The following is a 19,719-nucleotide window of genomic DNA, read 5'->3' on the forward strand; positions in this document are numbered from 1 at the left end:
GATGTTAGCTGGCTTCTTTTTTTAATCCCTTAATATCCTTTAAAAAAATCAGCTTTCCTTTTAATTCGATCAGCCCTGATTTTTTAAACTCAGAAAGCATTCGGATGCAACTCTCGGTGGCTGTACCGATCATTCCGGCTAATTCCTCTCTTGATAATTGCACTTTTAAGGATTGATCAGCATTTACACCAAAAGTGTCACTAAGATATAATAACTTTTCAGCCAATCTTTCCTTAACAGTTTTCTGTACCATATCCACAGTATGCTCATCCGCATGTTTCAAATCATCACAAACAGACTGCATTAAGTTCATTGAAAACTGATTGTTATTATTAAAAAATTGAATGATTTCAGATTTTGGAATAAAACAGACTTCCATATCAGCAATTGCTGTAGCCGACAAGTTTGCAGGTTCATTGCTGATCATTGAACGTTGCCCCAGAAGTTCACCTGACTTTACAAGTTTAACAATCTGGTCCCTTCCATTGGCACTTAATTTAGAAAGTTTTCCAATACCATCTTTTATACAGAAAACCCCATTAATTACTTCTCCTTCCTCTATTATAGCCTCCCCTTTTTTAATTACCTGAGTGCTTTTACTATTTGCCAATTGTATGATTTGCTCTTTGTTTAGTGCTTTCAATGCACTAAGCTGTCTTACAATACATTGATCGCATTTATTCATAGTAATTTTTTGCTGCAAAAGTAGAATAATTAGAGTTATTACACTACATTACTTGAAAAATTTGAATAATTTTCTTTTCCAGCGAAATTATTATTTAAGATTGATAAAGTGGCTACTGGCATATCGATGTCATCTTAAATCCAGAAAGTAGTTAAACGAATCGACCCTGCCAGGATATCATGTTTGATAATTAGCGTAACTAGAAAATTTCAGAATATGAGTCAATTTGTGCAAGGAATTCAATTAATCGTTTAGACTGTCATTGAAAAAAGATTAGTTTCGGGAGATTTTCTTTTCAAATGCAAATCGAAAGCCATACAAATATTACGGACGAAAGGTCTGCCTGCATCTGTGATCTTGATTCTATTTTCTTCGATAATTACCAGATTATCATTTTCCAATTCCTTTAAATCGGATAAAACACTTTGTAATTCGTCAAAATAAAAAGCCTTATCATTCCACGAAGTTTCAAATTGACAAGTTAAATTGAGAATATGTTTGCGAATAATTAAATCCTCCTTGTCAAGTATATGCCCTTTGACAACAGGTAGTTGGTCGCACTCCAATAGTTGATAATATTCTTCCAATCTCTTTGTATTTTGCGCAAAACTGTACCAGCTGTCACTGATAGCTGAAACTCCCAATCCAATCATTAACTGGGTTTTTGAAGAGCTATATCCCATAAAATTTCGATGCAATTCCCCATTATGACCAGCCTTATACAAACTATCAGAAGCTAAAGCAAAGTGATCCATCCCAATTTCATGATAGCCGTTTTGAGAAAGCAGGTTTTTTCCTGTTTCATATAATGTTCGTTTTTCGATGTCTTTTGGAAGGTCGGCTTCATTGAATCCACGTTGTCCATTTCCTTTGATCCAGGGCGTATGCGCATAGCTGTAAAAAGCCAATCGATCTGGTTTTAAAGAATTTGTCTTTTCGATGGTGTCCACAATGTTTTCAATTGTTTGAAAAGGCAATCCAAAAATAATATCGTGTCCAATTGAGGTATAACCAATTTCTTTTGCCCAAAAGGTGACTTTTGCCACATTGTGAAATGGCTGAATTCTGTGAATGGCTTTCTGGACTTTTTCAGCGTAGTCCTGAACGCCAAAACTTACTCTGCGAAATCCTAAATTATATAATTTTTTAAGCTGCTCATAAGTAGTATTGTTGGGATGGCCTTCAAAACTGAACTCATGACTTTCAGCTTTATCGGCTAGACTAAAAATACCGTTTATAAGTTTTTCTAAATTATCTGATGAGAAAAAAGTAGGAGTTCCGCCTCCCAGATGAATTTCTTTTATGATTGGTCTTTCAGAAGCCAGTCCACAGTAAATACTCCATTCTTTTAAAACAGCGATGATGTATTTTTCTTCTACTGAATGATTTTTAGTAATTCGTTTGTTGCATCCGCAAAAAGTGCACAAACTTTCACAAAAAGGCAAATGAATATATAGGCTGATCCCATTTTGTGAATTGCTCTCCAAAAATGATTTTTGAAAAGAAATCTTCCATTCCTCTATTGAAAAAAGTATTTCATTCCAGTACGGAACAGTTGGATAACTGGTATATCTGGGACCTGGAACATTATATTTTTGAATTAAAGACTTTGACATAATTTTAATTTTAGAAATTAGGAAGAAAATGAAATAGAACTTTTTTTAATTGAAATGAATCTTTTTAGCTATTACCATTCTAATGCATTACAAATATCCGAAGTATACTGCTTTTGTAATATGATAAATATCATAACACTGCAGATTACACAATGACTTCCAAAAGATTAGCTACCAGTTTAAATTAAAAATATCTTTTTATAAATCTTTAATTTAACACCTATTCTAGCTACAACAAAACTTTCAAAACCTAATATTTATCATGTTTTTTTTATACCTGATTTCTTTTCTTTGCTTAAAACAAATAACACCGCATTTATGAAAATCAATAATAACCGCAGCCACTTTCTTCAAGCGATGAAATATTTAGCATCATTTATAAATGCATATAACTTTAGAAAAAATGCATATTGATACAGATTTGCTATTCACTTGGGGGGCTGTTGCAAAAAAAACACCCAAAAACTGTATCATATTTTATGAAAACGATCCTCCCCTATACTTCTATCAGATTCTTGAGGGGACTGTAAAAATGACCTATACCAATGAAGACGGAAAAGACCTGACAGTAGGAATTTTTGAAAATGGAAGCAGTTTTGGCGAACCGCCCCTCTTTATTGATCAGCCTTATCCAGCCTCAGCAGTAGCACAGACCGATTGTGTGCTCTTAAAACTTTCAAAAGCCAACTTCTTTTTGCTTCTTGAAGAAAATCCAAAAATCCAATCGAAAATATTAAAAGTCTTTGCCTGGAGAATTTACAATAAAATAGTATTTTCAAAAAATATAATTAATCATAAACCTGAGTATCGGGTACAGTATTTTCTCGATAATTTAAAAAAACAGCAGAATATTCCCCCAAATCAAAGACTGAAAATTCAGTATACCCGTCAGGAAATTGCAGATTTTACCGGTTTGCGTGTTGAGACGGTCATTCGGACAATTTCTACTATGAATAAGAAAAAAAAAATAGAAATTATAGATCATAAAATATTTTATTGAAATTTCGTAAATACTTTAATATATGATTCAGATCATATATCTTTTTTAAATATTTTCCTTTCTTTGTGGAGGTTAAATGAAAATTATTAATTCAGCTCTAATAGCATTTTAATTTTAAAAACGGGCGCTCTTCGAGCGCCCGTTCTTTACTTTATCACTTTATTTTACTACTTTATTCATCATCATTTTTGAAATACTCTGAGCCCTAATCTTTACTTCTGATGCTTTTGGTCCTTCAAATAAATCATCAACAGTTTTTTTCCACAACTTATTCCAATGTTTAAAATGAGTTTCAGTTAAGGGGCTTTTCTGATTTAAAAACCGATGCTTCATCATAGGATTTCCTTCAAAATTTCCGGAATGAAAAAGGATATTATCCCAAAAATCATACATAATTGGAAGATGTTTTTCCCAATTAACATTGGCGACTTTGGTAAATAAATATCCGATAGTAGGATCTGTCTGAACCTTACCATAAAAAGCATCAACCAATATTTTGATATCCTGTCTGCTTTTAATATCTGTTTTTATCTTCTCCTTCATAATCTGGTATTAAATAGTAATCGTTAAAGATCTTTTTTATTGAATTTTCTGACTGAAATAAAAAAAGGTATCGCAATCCATAAAATCAATAGAAAAAAAGAGATAATCAATCCAATAGTTGTCCCAAAAAAATCTTTAAAAATTGCGCCTGTGTAACCCATCATAGCTGACTGATCAAGATGTAAAAGAATCTGAATACGTGCAAGATCTATTGGGCTCAGGGCTGTTACCCCCACCATTGCCTCTTCAATAGGATACTCGGCAAACTGAAACAACAGAAATAAAACCAAAGCGTCAAATAGTATTGCAAAATACATCCAAAACATAATCGCTACACCAATTCCTTTTGCTTTATCACGAGTCAAAATACAGCTCAAAAAAGCTAAAGACACAAAAACAGCCGAGATTAAACATCCTGACAAAAGCATCATAACACCTGAAGCATCAGGCGCATTAATTACAAGGGGAATTCCCGCACCCAGCAAAAAAGCCAAAACCATTGCAATGGAAAGCCCGGCAAATAAACTGATCCATATTTTTTTTCGCCTTATTGGCTGGCTGAGCAACAGTTCAATAAATTCAGAACTGTTATAAAGATATATTGTCGAAAAAAGTATCGAAACTAATGGAACTGTAAATAAAATTACATTCAGAATTGTCAGCAGCCCTTTAGCAGAATTATCTTCCAGACCAAAAGATCCCCAGGAGAGCAAGGCCAAAACAAAAGTGTAACTCAGAACGATCTTATTTTTAAGAATATCCAACAATACAATTTTAATGATCCTGTTCATGACTCTTTTGCTTTAAAATTTTAGATATGGCTTTTGAAATTTTGATTTCACCCGTTGATTCAAGCAGTTCGTTTATATTTCTATGAAAATGCACTTTACCTTCCTGCATAAAAATAATCTGGGTAATCATATCGTCAAGTTCGCTTAACAAATGAGAGGTAATCAAAATTAATTTTCCTTTTTCCTTTTCTTTAATAATTTTCTCCTTCAGGATTTCTGATGCCAGGGGATCCAATCCTGCAGTTGGCTCATCAAGTATAAGGACGTCAGGGTTAAAAAGAAAGGCTAATGTTGCACTTACTTTTTGGGTTGTTCCGCCGGAAAGCGTGCGCATTTGTTTATCATCCATCTTATCAAGTTTAAAAGCTTTAATTAAATCTTCATCCAGAATGTCTTTCGAATTCCTGATTTGCTTGATCATGGCAATGATTTGGCCAATAGTCATATGATCTGGATAGCGGCCTATCTGAGGCATATAGCCAATATTATTTCTATATTCAAACTTTCTAAGAATAGATTCTTTATTGAATAAAATATCACCGCTGTCTGGTAAAACCATTCCCAGGATGGATTTTATCAAGGTCGTTTTTCCACAACCATTTGGACCAATAAGTGCAATGCACTCGCCTGCATTAAATTTCAGGTTTACATTTTGCAATACCTGAAGCTTGCCAAATTTTTTGTTTATATTTTGTAAAGTAATCATAACACAAGAGATTTCATTTCGGGGGTTTGGTCAACAAAATTATCCGGGGTAATACTTGGCAGAATCTTTTCTGACTTATCAAGAAGCGTAATCATAAAGCTCCTGAATAATAACATTGCAGAGGGATTGTTTTCTGTAAGCACTGCAAAAAGGCTCAAAGGGTGAAAAGGTACATCTCCAATTCCGTCCTTATTAAGGTCATAACCTTCATATTTATCCCAATAATTATTATTGAAATGGTTAAGAACTAAACTACCATTGGTGCTTATATCAAATGTATTGGCGATAAAATTATTAAAGGAAATTTCGTTTTCCATACAGCTTGCCTGAATTTTCATACCCCACCCGTTATCTCTAAAAATATTTTTTGAGAGGGCTACCCGGCTGGTTCCTTCCATATAAATTCCCGAAGTATTTCTGATGAATTTGTTTCCTATGATGTAACTGTCAGAAATTTCTTTTAGCAATAAACCATACGCGGCATCTCCCCAGTTTTCTGCAAAATAATTATGGAACATTTTTACATTTTTGGTAAACATGACTGCCACTCCTGCCCCATTATTTTTAAACACATTGGAGATGTACGAATCATCATTAGAAAACATAAAATGAAGTCCGTATCGAATATTACTCTTTGATATGTTCCTCCAAATAATAGAATTAGACACAAATTCAAAGTAAATCCCGTCCCGATGTCCTGAGACTTGGTTTCCGACAATTTGCAGGTTTTCACTTTTCCAGCAATGAATGCCATTCCCAATACGCTGCTCTTGTTTTTGATGGGCTTTTATTGTGTTATTTTTTATAATACAGCCAATTCCTTTTTGAACATAAATACCAAAAAAATTATTCTCCAGAATATTTTCTTTTATGGTAACCCCTGTTTTGTTATATATTTTAATACCGCAGGGATCATTCAGGGAGGCATACCCTGAATTTATGACTTTAAAACCTGCAATGGTTACACTATCAGCTTTGATAGAAACCACTTCATATTTTTTTTGGCCATCGAGGATAGGAAAGCCAATTCCCTGCAGTATTATTTTTTTATCTATCACTATGTTTCCTTCTCTATAAACACCTTTGTAAACCAACACCGTATCGCCGGGATTGGCCAGTTGTATAGCTTTTTTTATGGTTTTTATGGCTCTATTTTTTCCTACTTCAATCTTTTGAGAATGAAGACAGGTAAAAAAAAATGAGAAGCAAAGACAGAGAAGTATTTTCATGTTTAATTGATTGTAATTAGCATTTTCGTCCCAAAATTATTTTTCTAAAATTGACGCCCATTGTATCTCTGTTCCCTTTGATTCTGCTCCAAATGCTTGTGATTGGCTTTCAGTGGAGAACGCCGCAATGTTACCATGCATCGGACTTTTTATTGTGCCGCCTGAAATAAAAAAAGCTTTTTCTGCCTGAATTAGTTCATTTTCCTTTGTATAATCATGTACATAATAACTCTTAACCTTCATATCTGAATGTTCTTTACAATAGTTGACCATACAGGCAATATCATCAAACTTATATGCCCGGCCTTTTTGGGTAATAATTTCTGAGCCATATTTACCGTCACTTATTCCCATTTTACAATAATCACAATTGTCTGTATTTATTTTGATGGAAATTGGTCTATCTCCTGAACATGAAAAAAGAAAAGAAGCAATAATTAAAACGCTAAAAAATTTATTAAATCCTAAAGCTGATTTCCTCTCTTTAATTATAGCCAGAAAAAGCAAGACACCAACTGTAATGAGCATCCATCCACCTATATCAGGTATAGAATAAGCGCCAAAATTCAGCAACTGTTTATAGCCCAGCAATGGAGGCTGGTATGCCATACCTGGAACCCGTATGGCAGCATTCGGGTCTAAATTATGGCCATAGTCGTAATTCCATCTGTAAAAATCAATAGCAGCTAAAACTCCGAAAAGCACAAAAGAACAAAACAATATATACAAGGAATTTCGCTTAGCATAAAAAGAGCAGCTTAAAGCAATGATGCCAAACAATCCTAAAATGTAAGGCAGGATTTTAAACTCGATAAAATCTTCGGTATGAAGTGTTTTCATACCTATATAATGATTCAATCCGTTGATAATATCTACATCTCCTGCAATTTTTGTGGCATGAAGTTTTAAAACCAAACCTTCAGGATATTGTGGAGCTGTCAGTTCAATTTTCCACATGGGAACAAAAATGGACCCTATTAACAGAAAGCCACACACAAAAAGTACTGCTCTTGAAAAAATTGAAAGTATTTTATTTTTCATGATGATTCAAATAAAAAGGGAACAAAGAAAACTTTGTCCCCTTCACTGGTTATTAGTTATTCCTTTGGTAAATTCGTACCCAAACTATACGTAATTGGCACATTACTTCCTGCAGGTGAAACTCTAACATAACCCTGCATTTCCTGATGAAGTGCACTGCAGAAATCCGTGCAATAAAATGGGAAAATTCCTTTTTTCTGAGGAACCCATTTTAGTGTAATCGTTTCTCCGGGCATGATCAGCAACTCAGCGGTATTTGCTCCTTTAATAGCAAATCCGTGAGGAACGTCCCAATCCTGTTCCAAATTGGTAACGTGGAAATAAACTTCATCCCCTACTCGTATACCTTCAATATTATCCGGAGCAAAATGCGAACGGATACAAGTCATATAAACATGTACTTTTTTCCCCTCTCGGATCACTTTGGTTTCTTTTTCACCTCTTGCAACGTAAGGATGCAGATTATCTGCCATTTTGTAATATTTCAATTGACCGTTATTGCGTATTTTATCAGCTGGAATACCTTGCGCATAATGAGGTTCTCCAATGGTTGGATAATCCAATAAAAGCTTCATTTTATCCCCGCTAATGTCAAATAATTGTGCACTTTGCGCTAATTCCGGGCCAGTTGGTAAAAAGCGGTCTTTAGTGATTTTATTATAAACCACCATATATTTTCCAAATGGTTTCTCTGTATTGCCTCCCGGAATCATTAAATGCCCTGGAGAATAATAGGTGGCTTTTCTATCTAAAACTTTTAAATCTTTGATGCTCCATTTTACTACTTCAGAAGAAACAAACATTGTAGTATAGGCATTCCCTTTTCCGTCAAATTCGGTATGTAGCGGTCCTAAACCCGGTTTTTGAACTTCGCCATGAAGAGCGGCCTCATACTTAACCACAGGAATTCCTGCATAATTACCATCAAATTGTTTTTTGGCAATAGCATTTTTCAGTTTCGTAAAACTAAATACAGGAATAAGGGCTGCTAGTTTTCCACTTCCAACAATATATTCACCAGTTGGATCAATATCACACCCGTGTGGAGATTTAGGACAGGGAATCATATAACAGATATCTTTCAGTTCAGCAGCATCCAGAATCAATACTTCTTTCTTGATTTCAGATTTAGCCGTTTGGGTTTTCTCATCCCAGGTATTATGAACATAATTTGCCGGTACACGTTTTCCTTTTCCAGCTTTAATATACTCTTCAGCTTTTTTCCAATTGACGGCCATGATAAAATCCTTATCATTTTTAGAAGCGTTTACCTCAAGCAGGGTATTGGCCTGCTCAGTGTTGTAACAGGAGAAAAAGAACCAACCGTGAGATTCTTTTTTCCCCGGATGACTAAGATCAAAATTAACACCCGGAGTTACGATCTGAAAAGCAAGATCCAACTCTCCTTCTTTACCCACTTTTACAAAACTAAGGTGTCCTTTAAAGTTTTTCTTATATGTATTAATGGGTACATCTCCATCGTCATTATCTGCAGGAACGCTAAAACGGCTTGCCCCCACAATATACTCTGTGTTTTGCGTGATAAAAGGAGAAGAATGGTTTCCTCCACAATTTGGAAGCTCGATTATCTCAGCTGTTTTAAAAGTTTTCAGGTCAATACGTGCAATCCTTGGCGTATTATTGGCATTGGCAAAAAGCCAGCGCCCGTCAACTTCTCCATTGGTTTGAGATAAATCTAAATGATGCTGATCATCCCACGGGACATAACCATGCGAAGTATTCAACATGGCTTTAGTTTCTTCACTGTAACCATAGCCACTTTGTGGATCTTCGGAGAACACCGGCATAACCCTTAACAGTCTACCGCTAGGAAGTCCATAAACACTTACCTGACCGCTGAAACCACCAGATACAAAATTGTAGAACTCATCATACTTACCTGGAGCAACGTAAACTTTTTGCGCAGCATCTCCATCGACAGTATCGCTGGAATCCTTGGGCTTGCAGGAAACAAAGAAGGCACAGCCAAACGCAATGGCAAAAATTGATTTTAATAATTTATTTTTCATAAGATTCTCATTTAGAATTTTAATTTTTTTATTCTGGTTATTTCACACCGTCGTTCTGGCGCATGTATTCGAGTACACTTCTGGCTTCGTCATCGGTCAGACCTTGATTAGGCATACGAATCATACAGAGTTCTAATTGAGCCTGCAATTCGGGATCTTTGTCAATCATAGGATCAGGATTGGTAATAAAATTCATAATCCATTGAGGAGTTCTGCGTCCTGTAACGCCTTTCCATCCAGGCCCTACCAATTTTTCATCTGTAGTTTTGTGACAGGATGTACATTTTACTTCGGCTACTTTTAATCCTTTTTCAGCCATTGGCTTATCCAAGGAAGCGCCTAATTCAACTGTAGAAAATTTTCCAAGGCCTCTTTTAGGATCGTATGATTCGGCTTCGGCTGTATTTTCTGTAGCTGTAGGAGTTGAAAAATCCTGATCAGTATTCGATTTTTCTTTCCCACACGATACGAGCAAGAAAGAACCAAACATCGCTAATAAAAATAATCTGTTCATTACTAAGGTTTTTAATTTGTTAAACTTTGGATCAAAATTCCAAAACTTGTATTACATAAAGTATGACCATAATCATAACATGAAAAAAAAGATCATGATACCTTCGTACTTTCAAAATACAGGTAATGAAATTTTGTATTTACATATTCCTTTTTGCAGTATTGTTCAGACCGGTATTTCCAATCTTGGATTACGCACTGAATTACAATTATATTTCTGCAGAATTATGCGAAAACAGGAACACTCCTAAATTAGAGTGTAATGGCAAATGCCATTTGAAGAAAGAGTTGGCAAAAGCCTTAAAAAATGAAACACCTTCCTCGAACGAGAAAAAAGGTGAAATCACGGAAACTATTTTGCTATACTTTGAAAACATTCCCGTTTTTAATTTTCAAAATAACCAAAAAGTCATCTTAGAAATAAACTCAGGATATAAAAATCTTTACGTTTATCTGAACACTTATTTTGTATTCCATCCCCCCATTTTCAAGTATTAATTTTTCGATTATCTAATTACTTCTCCTTCGAATTTACATTCGACAGAAGCCTTATATTCATAATTTAAATTAAAATTCAAATGAAAATTTTAAAACACATAGCCATTTTAGTTCTGTCCATTTCTCTGTTCTCATGCTCCTCAGATGATAATTCCTCCACTCAGATTCCAATTGATGAAACCGCTGGCCTTCAAAAAATTCAGGAAATATCAAATGAAACTCATACTTTCGAACTCTATTCCCAAAGCGGCTCTTTAATTCAGGGTTACAATCATATTACACTTAGCATTAAAGACAAAAAAACGAATGCCTATATTAAAGATGCCAAAATAAGCTGGTTGCCAATTATGCATATGGCTATGATGGAGCATTCATGTCCAAAATCTGCTGTGACCAAAACCTCAGACAAACAAACTCTGTACGAAGGCGATATCATCTTTCAAATGGCTGAAAATGATACTGAATATTGGGATCTGACTCTTACTTATACTGTTAAAACTATTTCGTATACTGTTACTGATATTATCAAAGTTCAGGCTTCGGCAAAACGAACTGTTAGCTCCTTTAACGGATCTGATGGCGTTCGTTACCTCATTGCCTCCATCGCACCTCAAAACCCAAAAGTAGCCACGAACGATATTAGCGTTGGGGTTTATAAAATGCAGGATATGATGACGTTTCCTGTCGTGAATAATCTCAAAATAAAAATGGATCCAAGAATGCCCAGCATGGGTAATCACGGTTCGCCTAATAATACCGATTTAACACAATCTACAACCGATGGATTTTACAACGGAAAACTTTCTTTGACTATGACTGGCTATTGGAAAATTAATCTTCAACTTTTAAATGCTTCGAATGATGTACTTAAAGGAGAGCCTGTAACGACAGAAAATCCTGCAAGCAGTCTTTTCTTAGAAATCGAATTCTAAATATTGAATACTAACAAGAAAGAGATAGTGAGCATTTATCTCTTTCTTATAATTACTTTATAATGAAAAATATAACAGCGATCCTTTTAGTTATCTTTTCGACAGTGTGCTGGGCACAGGAAAAAAAGAATGATACTCTTGCAGCTGTAAATCTCAATGAAATTATAGTTATAGGAAAAAAAACACCTTTGAATCTTAAACAGCCCAAATCGTTAACCTCTGTAGAAGATTATCTAATGGGTTCTTCAAAAATGAATATGATTAAAAGAGGTGCATATGCATGGGAACCTACGATTAACAATATGTCGACCGAGCGTACTGTAATTACCATTGATGGTATGCGGATTTTTGGTGCCTGTACCGATAAAATGGATCCTGTGACTTCTTATGTCGAGATTTCAAATTTATCTGAGGCAACAGTTGCCTCAGGTCAGCAGGCCAGCTGTCATGGCGCTACGATTGGAGGTTCGATAGATCTAAAACGAAATCAATATAAACACAGAAAAAACGGCTGGAATGGCAGTTTATCTTCTGGTTATGAAAGCAATAACCAGCAAAAGATTATTGGTGCCGCTTTAGGTTATACTGACAGTACCTTTTTTGCGCATGTTGATTTTATGCATCGTGATGCCGAAAACTACAAAGCGGGAAACGAAAAAGAAATTAATTTTTCTCAATTTACCAAGTACAATATTTCGGCAAATGCTGGCTATTTTATCGATAAGAAGAATGTACTGGAAACTTCGATTATTTATGATAAAGCTGTGAATGTTGGCTATCCGGCGCTTCCAATGGATGTTTTATTGGCAGAAGCTAAAATCATTTCATTGAGTTACAAGTACATTCCAGATTCTGGTGTTATTTCTGATTGGGAAACAAAAGGATATTTTAATACCATTACCCATAAAATGGATGATACTAAAAGACCAGCAGTTCCTATTCATATGGATATGCCGGGCTGGTCTGACACCTATGGTTTTTATTCTAAAATAAAAGGAAAACACGAAAATCATGAATTTCTAGCCGATTTGAATTCTTTTTATAATAAGGCGGTAGCCGAGATGACAATGTATCCTGCTGATCTAACTGAAAATCTGATGTTTATGTACACCTGGCCTGATATTCGAACGCTATATAACGGATTATCATTAGAAGATAATATTACAATCTCTCCCGAAACCATTCTTAGAATCAGCACTAATCTAGGTTTTCATTCTAATACAGTAGCCAATGATTTTGGACTACAAAGCCTTCGTATTTTTTATCCTGAAATGAATGCCACACAAAACCGATTCTTAAAAAGTCTCTCTGGAAATTATACCAAAAATGCTGGTAAACTTGAACTCGGATTTGGTTTGGCTTACGCCGAAAGAGCACCTTCTGTTTCTGAGGGCTATGGCTTTTATCTGTATAACAGTAATGATTTTTATGATTATATAGGAAATCCAAATTTGAAAAATGAAAAGGCTGTTGAAGGAAACTTGTCTTTTGGATTTAAAAACAGCCGACTAACTTCGAAAGTTACGGCTTCATATTTCCATATCTCAAATTATATCATCGGAAAAATTGATCCAAAAATACTGCCCATGACTATTGGAGCATCGGGTGTAAAAATCTACGACGCTATTAATTATGCTTCGATTTTTAATACTGATTTTAATCTGGAATACTTCTTTTTGCAAAACTGGAATATAAAAACACAGATCGCCTACAGTCTGGGTAAAGATGATCAGGAAAACGACCTTCCTTTTATAAGTCCGCTCCGATATTATGCCGGAATAGAGTTTAAAAAAGAAAAAATCAATGCGGGAATATTTGCCTCTGGAAATCTTGCACAAAATAACTTCGCAAAAGTATACGGACAAATTAAAGCACCCGATTACCTGATATTTAATATCAATGCAGGTTATAGCTTTAATTGGAATCAAAACAAAATAAAAGCGCAAACAGGTATTGAAAATATTTTTGATAAATATTACGCTACTTTTTCAGACTGGAACAAAATACCACGAATGGGACGCAATGCCTTTATAAATCTTACTTATAGTTTTCACTAAGATTGGAAGCAAAAATTAATCCGCCTTTATGATTAGAATCATAAACCAAAAAAAACGATAGCCATACATTTACAGTAATAAAATTTAATAACATTTAAATACCAAAAACAATGAAAAAGTCTTTCAAGATTACCCTCGTAGCAGCCTTTGCAATTTTCAGTTTATTCTCATGCGGAAAAAAAGATTCAAAAGACATAGAACCAGTTGCAACACCCACAACTGAGGAACCTTACGAAGAAAGTCCGATCGAAACCCCAGTCGCTACAAATGATCTTCAGATTGAGAGCAATGATCAAATGCAATATTCTGTAACTGAATTAAGAGCTCCCGCAGGAAAAATTACCCTTACACTAAAACATGTCGGCAAGATGGAAAAAATCGCAATGGGACATAATTTAGTAATTCTAAAACCTGGAACTGATATTTCTGATTTTACACTTAAAGCTGTAGATGCAAAAGATACAGATTACATACCTGCATCTGAAAAAGCAAAAGTAATTGCCCATACAAAAATAATTGGCGGCGGCGAAAGCGATGTTATCGAGTTTACAATAGACGAACCAGGAACTTACGATTTTATCTGCTCATTCCCTGGACATGTATCGATGATGAAAGGAAAATTAATTGTAGAATAAAGCAATTTTTTTAATATAAAAAGCTAAAATCATTATAATGAACAAGGAAAAAAAACTGTGGATAGGTTTTGCACTTGTAATGAGTATCTCTTTTTCTGTCTTAGGATATTACGGATATGAGATCTATCAGGAAGCACCTCCTATTCCAACCGAAATAGTTGGGCCAAACAACACCGTAATCTTTACCGCTGAGGAAATTAAGGATGGGCAGAATGTATGGCAAAGTATGGGTGGACAGGAAGTTGGTACTATTTGGGGACATGGTGCCTATGTAGCCCCAGACTGGACTGCAGACTGGCTGCATAGAGAAGCCGTGTTTATTTTGGATAAATTGTCCGAAAAGGAATATTCAAAAACTTTTGCAGAACTGACAAAAGAGCAACAGGCCACAATGAAAATCAGGCTTCAAAATGATGTTCGTAAAAATACCTACGACAGTAGTACTGGCATCATAACCATTTCTCAAAACAGGATTGAAGCCATAGCCTATTTGAGTAAGTATTATGAAGGATTGTTTATGGATGATCCCAAATTTGAGACATTACGCCATAATTATGCAATTCCCAAAATGTCTATAAAAGATCCGGAAAGAATGCATAAAATGAACGCTTTTTTCTTTTGGGCAACCTGGGCAACTGTAACAGAAAGGCCAAATCAGAAAATTTCATACACACACAACTGGCCATCTGATGAATTAGTTGGAAATGTGGCTACCAAAGATCTTCTGGTATGGTCAGGAGTTAGTATCATACTGCTGCTATTTTGCATCGGAGTTCTAATTTTTTATCATGTGCGATCAGGTGAAGATGAGCATTTCGAAATACCAGTTCAGGATCCACTATTAAAACAAGGAATGACACCTTCGATGTTTCGCATAAAAAAATATCTTTGGGTCGTAAGTCTATTAATTGTATTGCAAGTTGTAATGGGGGTCATTACCGCACATTACGGTGTAGAAGGAAACGGATTCTTTGGTATTCCGATAGATCAGATTCTGCCTTACGCAGTAACAAGAACCTGGCATACTCAACTCGCTATATTCTGGATAGCAACCGCTTGGCTGGCAACAGGTTTGTACATTGCACCGGCTGTTGCAGGGAAAGACCCAAAATTTCAAACATTTGGTGTTGATTTTTTATTCTATGCTTTAATTCTAATTGTACTAGGCTCAATGGCTGGACAATGGTTTGGGGTAATGCAGAAACTTAATTTGGTAGAAAACTTCTGGTTTGGTCATCAAGGCTACGAATATGTAGATTTAGGTCGATTCTGGCAAATATTCCTTCTTGTAGGATTGTTTCTGTGGCTGGCATTAATGGTTCGTCCTTTACTTCCGGTACTGAAGAAAAAAACAGGCGAAAGAAATCTTATCATAATGTTCCTAATCTCGTGTACGGCTATTGCTACTTTCTATGCTGCTGGCCTAATGTGGGGAAGACAGACCAATCTGGCAATTGCTGAATATTGGAGATGGTGGGTTGTGCATCTATGGGTAGAAGGATTTTTTGAAGTGTTTGCTACTGTAGTAATTGCTTTCTTATTTGTTCGTTTAGGTCTGTTAAAAACAAAAACAGCAACGCTGAATGTTATTTTCTCTACTATCATTTTTATGTCTGGAGGAATTTTAGGAACATTTCATCATCTTTATTTCTCAGGAACGCCAACTGCTGTGATGGCTCTTGGGGCAACCTTTAGCGCTTTGGAGATTGTGCCTTTGGTTTTAATTGGGTATGAAGCCTACCATAACTACAAACTTTCAAAATCAACACAATGGATCAAGGATTATAAATGGCCTATCTATTTTATGATTGCTGTTGCTTTCTGGAATTTCTTAGGAGCCGGAGTATTTGGTTTTATCATTAATCCGCCTATAGCTTTATATTACGTTCAGGGCTTAAACACAACCCCTTTGCATGGACATACTGCCTTATTTGGAGTCTATGGAATGCTCGGAATTGGTTTGATGCTATTTGTGCTCCGCAGTTTGTACAGACATGAGATATGGAATGAAAAAGCAATGAAATTCATATTCTGGTCTACCAATATTGGATTGCTGGCTATGGCGTTACTGAGTCTTCTTCCTGTTGGAATTTGGCAAGCTATAGAAAGTATCGAGCACGGAATGTGGTATGCACGTTCGGCCGAACTAATGCAGCAGCCAGCGATGATAACCTTGAAATGGCTTAGGGCTATCGGTGATACTATTTTCGGATTTGGAGTATTGGCATTGTGCTGGTTTGTCTTTGACCTTACCCTTAGAAAAAAAAGTAAGTAAACTAAAATAGAAACATCTGGGAGAATATACTCCCAGATGTTCTTTCAATCAAAGCCTTGAGCACTTGTTTTGTACTTCAAATAAAAAATAATCTTTAGCGAACATTTAAGGAGTGATGTTCAAAAAAAACTCAGTATTATTAGTGCTTTAGATGTTTGAAATTTCAAAAAATACCGAACCTCTAAAAATGTTGCAAATCAAGAATATGAATTCATATTTATCAGGCAGTTTGATTATTGATTGACATATATCATTATTTAATATATAAAAACGGCCTCCTACTACCGTTTTCATTGTGGCCACAGAAGTCGGAATCTTGCTCGAACTTTTAAAGCAGTGTTTTATAAAAAGTTGATTCCGGCTCCTTCCCACAAAGACTGATACGTAGTAAATACATCTTTATTAAAACATACAGGGAAAACTTATTTACATCTTAAAATATAAATGAATAAGTGAAGCTTAAAACGCTCAAATCCATAAAAAAATGCATAAACTTTCTTAAACCAAATAACATGCCTAAAACTGATATTCTAATAGTAGGTTCTGGTATTTCAGGACTATTTTTTGCCATTAAAACGGCAAGAAAGCGCCCCGATTTATCTATTTGTATCATGACAAAAGAAATGGCCAGCAACACCAATACGCAACTTGCGCAAGGAGGAATAGCTGTGGTCACCAATCATTTGAAAGATAGTTTTGAACAGCATATAAAAGATACGTTGAAATCTGGCGCCGGACTTTGTGATGAAGAAATTGTTAAAATGGTTATTCAACAAGCTCCCGAAAGATTAGAAGAACTAATAGAACTTGGTGCCTCATTTGATAAAAATCAGGAAGGCCAATGGGATTTAGGTCTCGAAGGTGGCCACTCCCAACATCGAATTCTACATCATAAAGACAGTTCAGGATTAGAAATCGAAAAAAAGCTTCTTTCAATTATCACTCAAACAGCAAATATTGAACTTTTAGAAAATCATCAGGTCATAGAATTAAATACTGAAACAACAAAGCGCAACGAAGTGAATTGCACCGGTGCTTTTTTTTATGATAAGAACAATAACGCAATAAAATATATACTTACCAGAGCCATTGTACTTAGCACAGGCGGCTGCGGACAACTCTTTGAAAACACAACCAATCCTGCGATTGCTACTGGTGACGGAATTGCAATGGCGGCTCGTGCAGGTGTCGAAATCGAAGATATGCAATACATGCAATTTCACCCTACAGCATTATCTTCCGGGAATAAAAATCCGCTATTCTTAATTTCAGAAGCTGTAAGAGGTTTTGGAGCCTATATTGTAAACTACGAACACAAAAGATTTCTTTTTAAATACGATTTAAGAGGTGAACTAGCTACCCGAGATATTGTTTCCCGTGCTATTAGTATCGAAATGCTCGAAACTCAAAAAAAACATGTATATCTGGATTGTAGACATTTAGATCAAGCTGATTTTTTTAAACATTTTCCTTCTATTTCCGCCCATTGCAATGCAATAGGTTTATATCCGGAAAAAGATCTGGTTCCAATTGTTCCTGCGGCTCATTACCAATGTGGTGGTATTAAAGTAGACCGCAACGGTGTCACTACAATCAAAAATTTATATGCCATTGGTGAATGTGCCAGAACAGGATTACATGGAAAAAATAGATTGGCGTCTAATTCCCTTCTTGAAGCATTGGTTTTTGCTCATCAGGCATCCAAAAACATTGATAAAACTATTGCCGCATTTATTTTTTCTTCAAAAATCCTTCTTCCAAAATTTTCAACCGTAAATATTAAAAATAACTACGAACCGTACCTAATTTTAAAAAAAGAACTACAGAAACTTATAACTTCTTTTTATGCCAGCAATGACCGCGACTCGCATTTGGCAATGCTAAAAATAAAAATGCTAAAAAACGAAGCAGAAAATCTTATAGATAGAAATGAAATTACAATTCCATTTATTGAGTTTTCAAATATGCTGACAACGGCCTTAATTATTATTAAACAATGCCAACCTGAAAAAACTCATTCATGCTAATTAATAACCTTAAGTCTTAATAACTTCCTATGAAAACAACAAACAAAAACACAATTGGCGAAATCGTAGCTGATGATTTTAGAGTGGCAGCAATTTTTTCAAAATATAGCATTGATTTTTGTTGCAAAGGGCATCGTACCTTAAAAGAAGTGTGCAAAAAACGAGGCATTGAGGAGTCTCTTCTAATTGACGAGCTTGATCGTGCAAAAAATAATTCGGCTAATCAATCTTTTGATTATAAATCGTGGTCAGTGGATCTTTTGGCAGACTATATAGAAAAAACACATCATAGATATGTGTCTGAAAAAACACCCGCCTTGCGTAAATCATTAAATGAATTATGTACTCTTCATGGTGAAGCACATCCTGAACTCTTTGAAATTAATACTCTATTTACTGAATCTGTTTTAGATCTCTCTGCTAATATGAGAAAAGAAGAGCAGATTCTTTTTCCTTTTATAAAAAAAATAAAAGAGGTGCAAACAAAAGGATTATTTTTAGAGATAGCACACTTTGGGACTCTTGAAAATCAAATAATTTTAAACAAAGAAGAACATGATACAGTAGGACACCGTTTTAAAAAAATTGCTGCATTAACCAAAAAATATACCGCTCCAGCAGAAACCTGCAATACTTATAAAGTAACTTTTGCAATGCTTAAAGAATTTGAGCGTGACCTGCAGAAGCATATTCATCTAGAGAATAATATTTTATTTCCAAAAGCCGTATCACTTGAGAAAAGCTTAGATAAAGTTCTTTAAATTATTAATTTTATCACAATTGTTGGATGTTATTCTGAAAAATAGTATGCCCTATAAATCAATTAATGAAGCAGAAGGTTAGAATTCGCAGCTCTCCTATTAAAGATTAGATACGAATTTCTCCAATCTTCAAGAGGACATCCAAACCATATATATAGAAATAAAATGCAATATTGAAAAGGTCAAATTTAGTATTATTTTTAGATTTTGACCTTTTTCATTTTAAAAGCTTACCTATTTACTCTTGATGTTTTTATAATAACGCCAAATTAGTTTTAAATAGATCTGTATAATATGCTTAAAATTTCTTATGCTTTTATATTAAACAACTCGCATGAATTTTGTTAACTCGATAAGGATACTTCTAGATACTTTGCTTT

The 19,719-nt window shown here is 35.0% G+C and carries 17 protein-coding genes; 8 read left to right on the top strand and 9 right to left on the bottom strand.

Going from position 1 to position 19,719, the window contains the following annotated elements; genetic code table 11:
* Positions 1-4: 4 nt before the first annotated feature.
* Positions 5-685 (bottom strand): Crp/Fnr family transcriptional regulator, encoded by a 681-nt coding sequence (locus DMB65_RS12070; RefSeq protein ID WP_110306898.1) that lies wholly within the window; start codon positions 683-685, stop codon positions 5-7.
* Positions 686-936: 251 nt separating this feature from the next.
* On the bottom strand, positions 937-2,301 hold the full coding sequence (gene hemN, locus DMB65_RS12075; RefSeq protein ID WP_110306899.1) for an oxygen-independent coproporphyrinogen III oxidase: 1,365 nt from the start codon (positions 2,299-2,301) through the stop codon (positions 937-939).
* Positions 2,302-2,683: 382 nt separating this feature from the next.
* On the opposite strand from hemN, the gene DMB65_RS12080 reads away from it, so the two are divergent.
* A complete protein-coding gene (locus DMB65_RS12080) occupies positions 2,684-3,301 on the top strand; it encodes a Crp/Fnr family transcriptional regulator (RefSeq protein WP_230470655.1) in 618 nt (205 codons plus the stop codon).
* Positions 3,302-3,460: 159 nt separating this feature from the next.
* Here DMB65_RS12080 and DMB65_RS12085 read toward each other — a convergent pair whose 3' ends face one another.
* From DMB65_RS12085 to DMB65_RS12115, 7 genes are read right to left on the bottom strand one after another with little or no spacing between them, the layout of a single operon-like run.
* Positions 3,461-3,844 carry a group III truncated hemoglobin gene (locus DMB65_RS12085; protein WP_230470656.1) on the bottom strand — a complete coding sequence of 128 codons (384 nt, stop codon included), beginning with the start codon at positions 3,842-3,844 and terminating at the stop codon, positions 3,461-3,463.
* A 23-nt stretch (positions 3,845-3,867) separates the two neighbouring features.
* Positions 3,868-4,635 carry an ABC transporter permease subunit gene (locus DMB65_RS12090; protein WP_110306900.1) on the bottom strand — a complete coding sequence of 256 codons (768 nt, stop codon included), beginning with the start codon at positions 4,633-4,635 and terminating at the stop codon, positions 3,868-3,870.
* Positions 4,619-5,341 (bottom strand): ABC transporter ATP-binding protein, encoded by a 723-nt coding sequence (locus tag DMB65_RS12095; protein WP_110306901.1) that lies wholly within the window; start codon positions 5,339-5,341, stop codon positions 4,619-4,621. The genes DMB65_RS12090 and DMB65_RS12095 overlap by 17 nt, the downstream gene beginning before the upstream one ends.
* Positions 5,338-6,570 carry a nitrous oxide reductase family maturation protein NosD gene (locus tag DMB65_RS12100; RefSeq protein ID WP_056205590.1) on the bottom strand — a complete coding sequence of 411 codons (1,233 nt, stop codon included), beginning with the start codon at positions 6,568-6,570 and terminating at the stop codon, positions 5,338-5,340. Before DMB65_RS12100 ends, DMB65_RS12095 begins: the two co-directional genes overlap by 4 nt.
* Positions 6,571-6,606: 36 nt before the next feature.
* Positions 6,607-7,611: a nitrous oxide reductase accessory protein NosL gene (locus DMB65_RS12105; RefSeq protein ID WP_056205592.1), complete on the bottom strand. Its 1,005-nt coding sequence runs from the start codon at positions 7,609-7,611 to the stop codon at positions 6,607-6,609.
* 56 nt (positions 7,612-7,667) lie between these two features.
* Positions 7,668-9,641: a Sec-dependent nitrous-oxide reductase gene (gene nosZ, locus DMB65_RS12110; protein WP_110306902.1), complete on the bottom strand. Its 1,974-nt coding sequence runs from the start codon at positions 9,639-9,641 to the stop codon at positions 7,668-7,670.
* 37 nt (positions 9,642-9,678) lie between these two features.
* Positions 9,679-10,155, bottom strand: coding sequence for a c-type cytochrome (locus DMB65_RS12115; RefSeq protein ID WP_110306903.1), 477 nt, complete (start codon positions 10,153-10,155; stop codon positions 9,679-9,681).
* 125 nt (positions 10,156-10,280) lie between these two features.
* On the opposite strand from DMB65_RS12115, the gene DMB65_RS12120 reads away from it, so the two are divergent.
* The 7 genes from DMB65_RS12120 to ric all read left to right on the top strand — a co-directional run bounded on the left by DMB65_RS12120 (position 10,281) and on the right by ric (position 19,339).
* Entirely contained in the window at positions 10,281-10,652 is a 372-nt protein-coding gene (locus DMB65_RS12120; protein WP_123955339.1) for a hypothetical protein, read from the top strand.
* 80 nt (positions 10,653-10,732) lie between these two features.
* Positions 10,733-11,584, top strand: coding sequence for a hypothetical protein (locus DMB65_RS12125; protein ID WP_110306905.1), 852 nt, complete (start codon positions 10,733-10,735; stop codon positions 11,582-11,584).
* A 62-nt stretch (positions 11,585-11,646) separates the two neighbouring features.
* A complete protein-coding gene (locus tag DMB65_RS12130; protein ID WP_110306906.1) occupies positions 11,647-13,641 on the top strand; it encodes a TonB-dependent receptor domain-containing protein in 1,995 nt (664 codons plus the stop codon).
* A 110-nt stretch (positions 13,642-13,751) separates the two neighbouring features.
* Positions 13,752-14,276, top strand: a complete 525-nt coding sequence (gene azu, locus DMB65_RS12135) for an azurin (protein WP_056205600.1) — start codon at positions 13,752-13,754, stop codon at positions 14,274-14,276.
* A 37-nt stretch (positions 14,277-14,313) separates the two neighbouring features.
* Entirely contained in the window at positions 14,314-16,551 is a 2,238-nt protein-coding gene (locus DMB65_RS12140) for a nitric-oxide reductase large subunit (RefSeq protein WP_110306907.1), read from the top strand.
* Positions 16,552-17,063: 512 nt separating this feature from the next.
* Positions 17,064-18,578: an L-aspartate oxidase gene (gene nadB, locus DMB65_RS12145; protein WP_110306908.1), complete on the top strand. Its 1,515-nt coding sequence runs from the start codon at positions 17,064-17,066 to the stop codon at positions 18,576-18,578.
* Between the two features lie 29 nt (positions 18,579-18,607).
* Positions 18,608-19,339, top strand: a complete 732-nt coding sequence (gene ric / locus DMB65_RS12150; protein ID WP_110306909.1) for an iron-sulfur cluster repair di-iron protein — start codon at positions 18,608-18,610, stop codon at positions 19,337-19,339.
* The last annotated feature ends 380 nt before the right edge of the window (positions 19,340-19,719 follow it).

It is taken from the genome of Flavobacterium cheongpyeongense, assembly GCF_003202435.1.
Classification (GTDB): Bacteria; Bacteroidota; Bacteroidia; order Flavobacteriales; family Flavobacteriaceae; genus Flavobacterium; species Flavobacterium cheongpyeongense.

Excerpts from the sequence above, each read along its gene's own strand:
- DMB65_RS12100 (WP_056205590.1), bottom strand. The coding sequence starts at position 6,570 with ATGAAAATACTTCTCTGTCTTTGCTTCTCATTTTTTTTTACCTGTCTT.
- DMB65_RS12115 (WP_110306903.1), bottom strand. The coding sequence starts at position 10,155 with ATGAACAGATTATTTTTATTAGCGATGTTTGGTTCTTTCTTGCTCGTA.
- DMB65_RS12125 (WP_110306905.1), top strand. The coding sequence starts at position 10,733 with ATGAAAATTTTAAAACACATAGCCATTTTAGTTCTGTCCATTTCTCTG.
- hemN (WP_110306899.1), bottom strand. The coding sequence starts at position 2,301 with ATGTCAAAGTCTTTAATTCAAAAATATAATGTTCCAGGTCCCAGATAT.
- nosZ (WP_110306902.1), bottom strand. The coding sequence starts at position 9,641 with ATGAAAAATAAATTATTAAAATCAATTTTTGCCATTGCGTTTGGCTGT.
- azu (WP_056205600.1), top strand. The coding sequence starts at position 13,752 with ATGAAAAAGTCTTTCAAGATTACCCTCGTAGCAGCCTTTGCAATTTTC.
- DMB65_RS12120 (WP_123955339.1), top strand. The coding sequence starts at position 10,281 with ATGAAATTTTGTATTTACATATTCCTTTTTGCAGTATTGTTCAGACCG.
- DMB65_RS12095 (WP_110306901.1), bottom strand. The coding sequence starts at position 5,341 with ATGATTACTTTACAAAATATAAACAAAAAATTTGGCAAGCTTCAGGTA.
- DMB65_RS12140 (WP_110306907.1), top strand. The coding sequence starts at position 14,314 with ATGAACAAGGAAAAAAAACTGTGGATAGGTTTTGCACTTGTAATGAGT.
- nadB (WP_110306908.1), top strand. The coding sequence starts at position 17,064 with ATGCCTAAAACTGATATTCTAATAGTAGGTTCTGGTATTTCAGGACTA.
- DMB65_RS12090 (WP_110306900.1), bottom strand. The coding sequence starts at position 4,635 with ATGAACAGGATCATTAAAATTGTATTGTTGGATATTCTTAAAAATAAG.
- ric (WP_110306909.1), top strand. The coding sequence starts at position 18,608 with ATGAAAACAACAAACAAAAACACAATTGGCGAAATCGTAGCTGATGAT.
- DMB65_RS12085 (WP_230470656.1), bottom strand. The coding sequence starts at position 3,844 with ATGAAGGAGAAGATAAAAACAGATATTAAAAGCAGACAGGATATCAAA.
- DMB65_RS12130 (WP_110306906.1), top strand. The coding sequence starts at position 11,647 with ATGAAAAATATAACAGCGATCCTTTTAGTTATCTTTTCGACAGTGTGC.
- DMB65_RS12105 (WP_056205592.1), bottom strand. The coding sequence starts at position 7,611 with ATGAAAAATAAAATACTTTCAATTTTTTCAAGAGCAGTACTTTTTGTG.
- DMB65_RS12070 (WP_110306898.1), bottom strand. The coding sequence starts at position 685 with ATGAATAAATGCGATCAATGTATTGTAAGACAGCTTAGTGCATTGAAA.
- DMB65_RS12080 (WP_230470655.1), top strand. The coding sequence starts at position 2,684 with ATGCATATAACTTTAGAAAAAATGCATATTGATACAGATTTGCTATTC.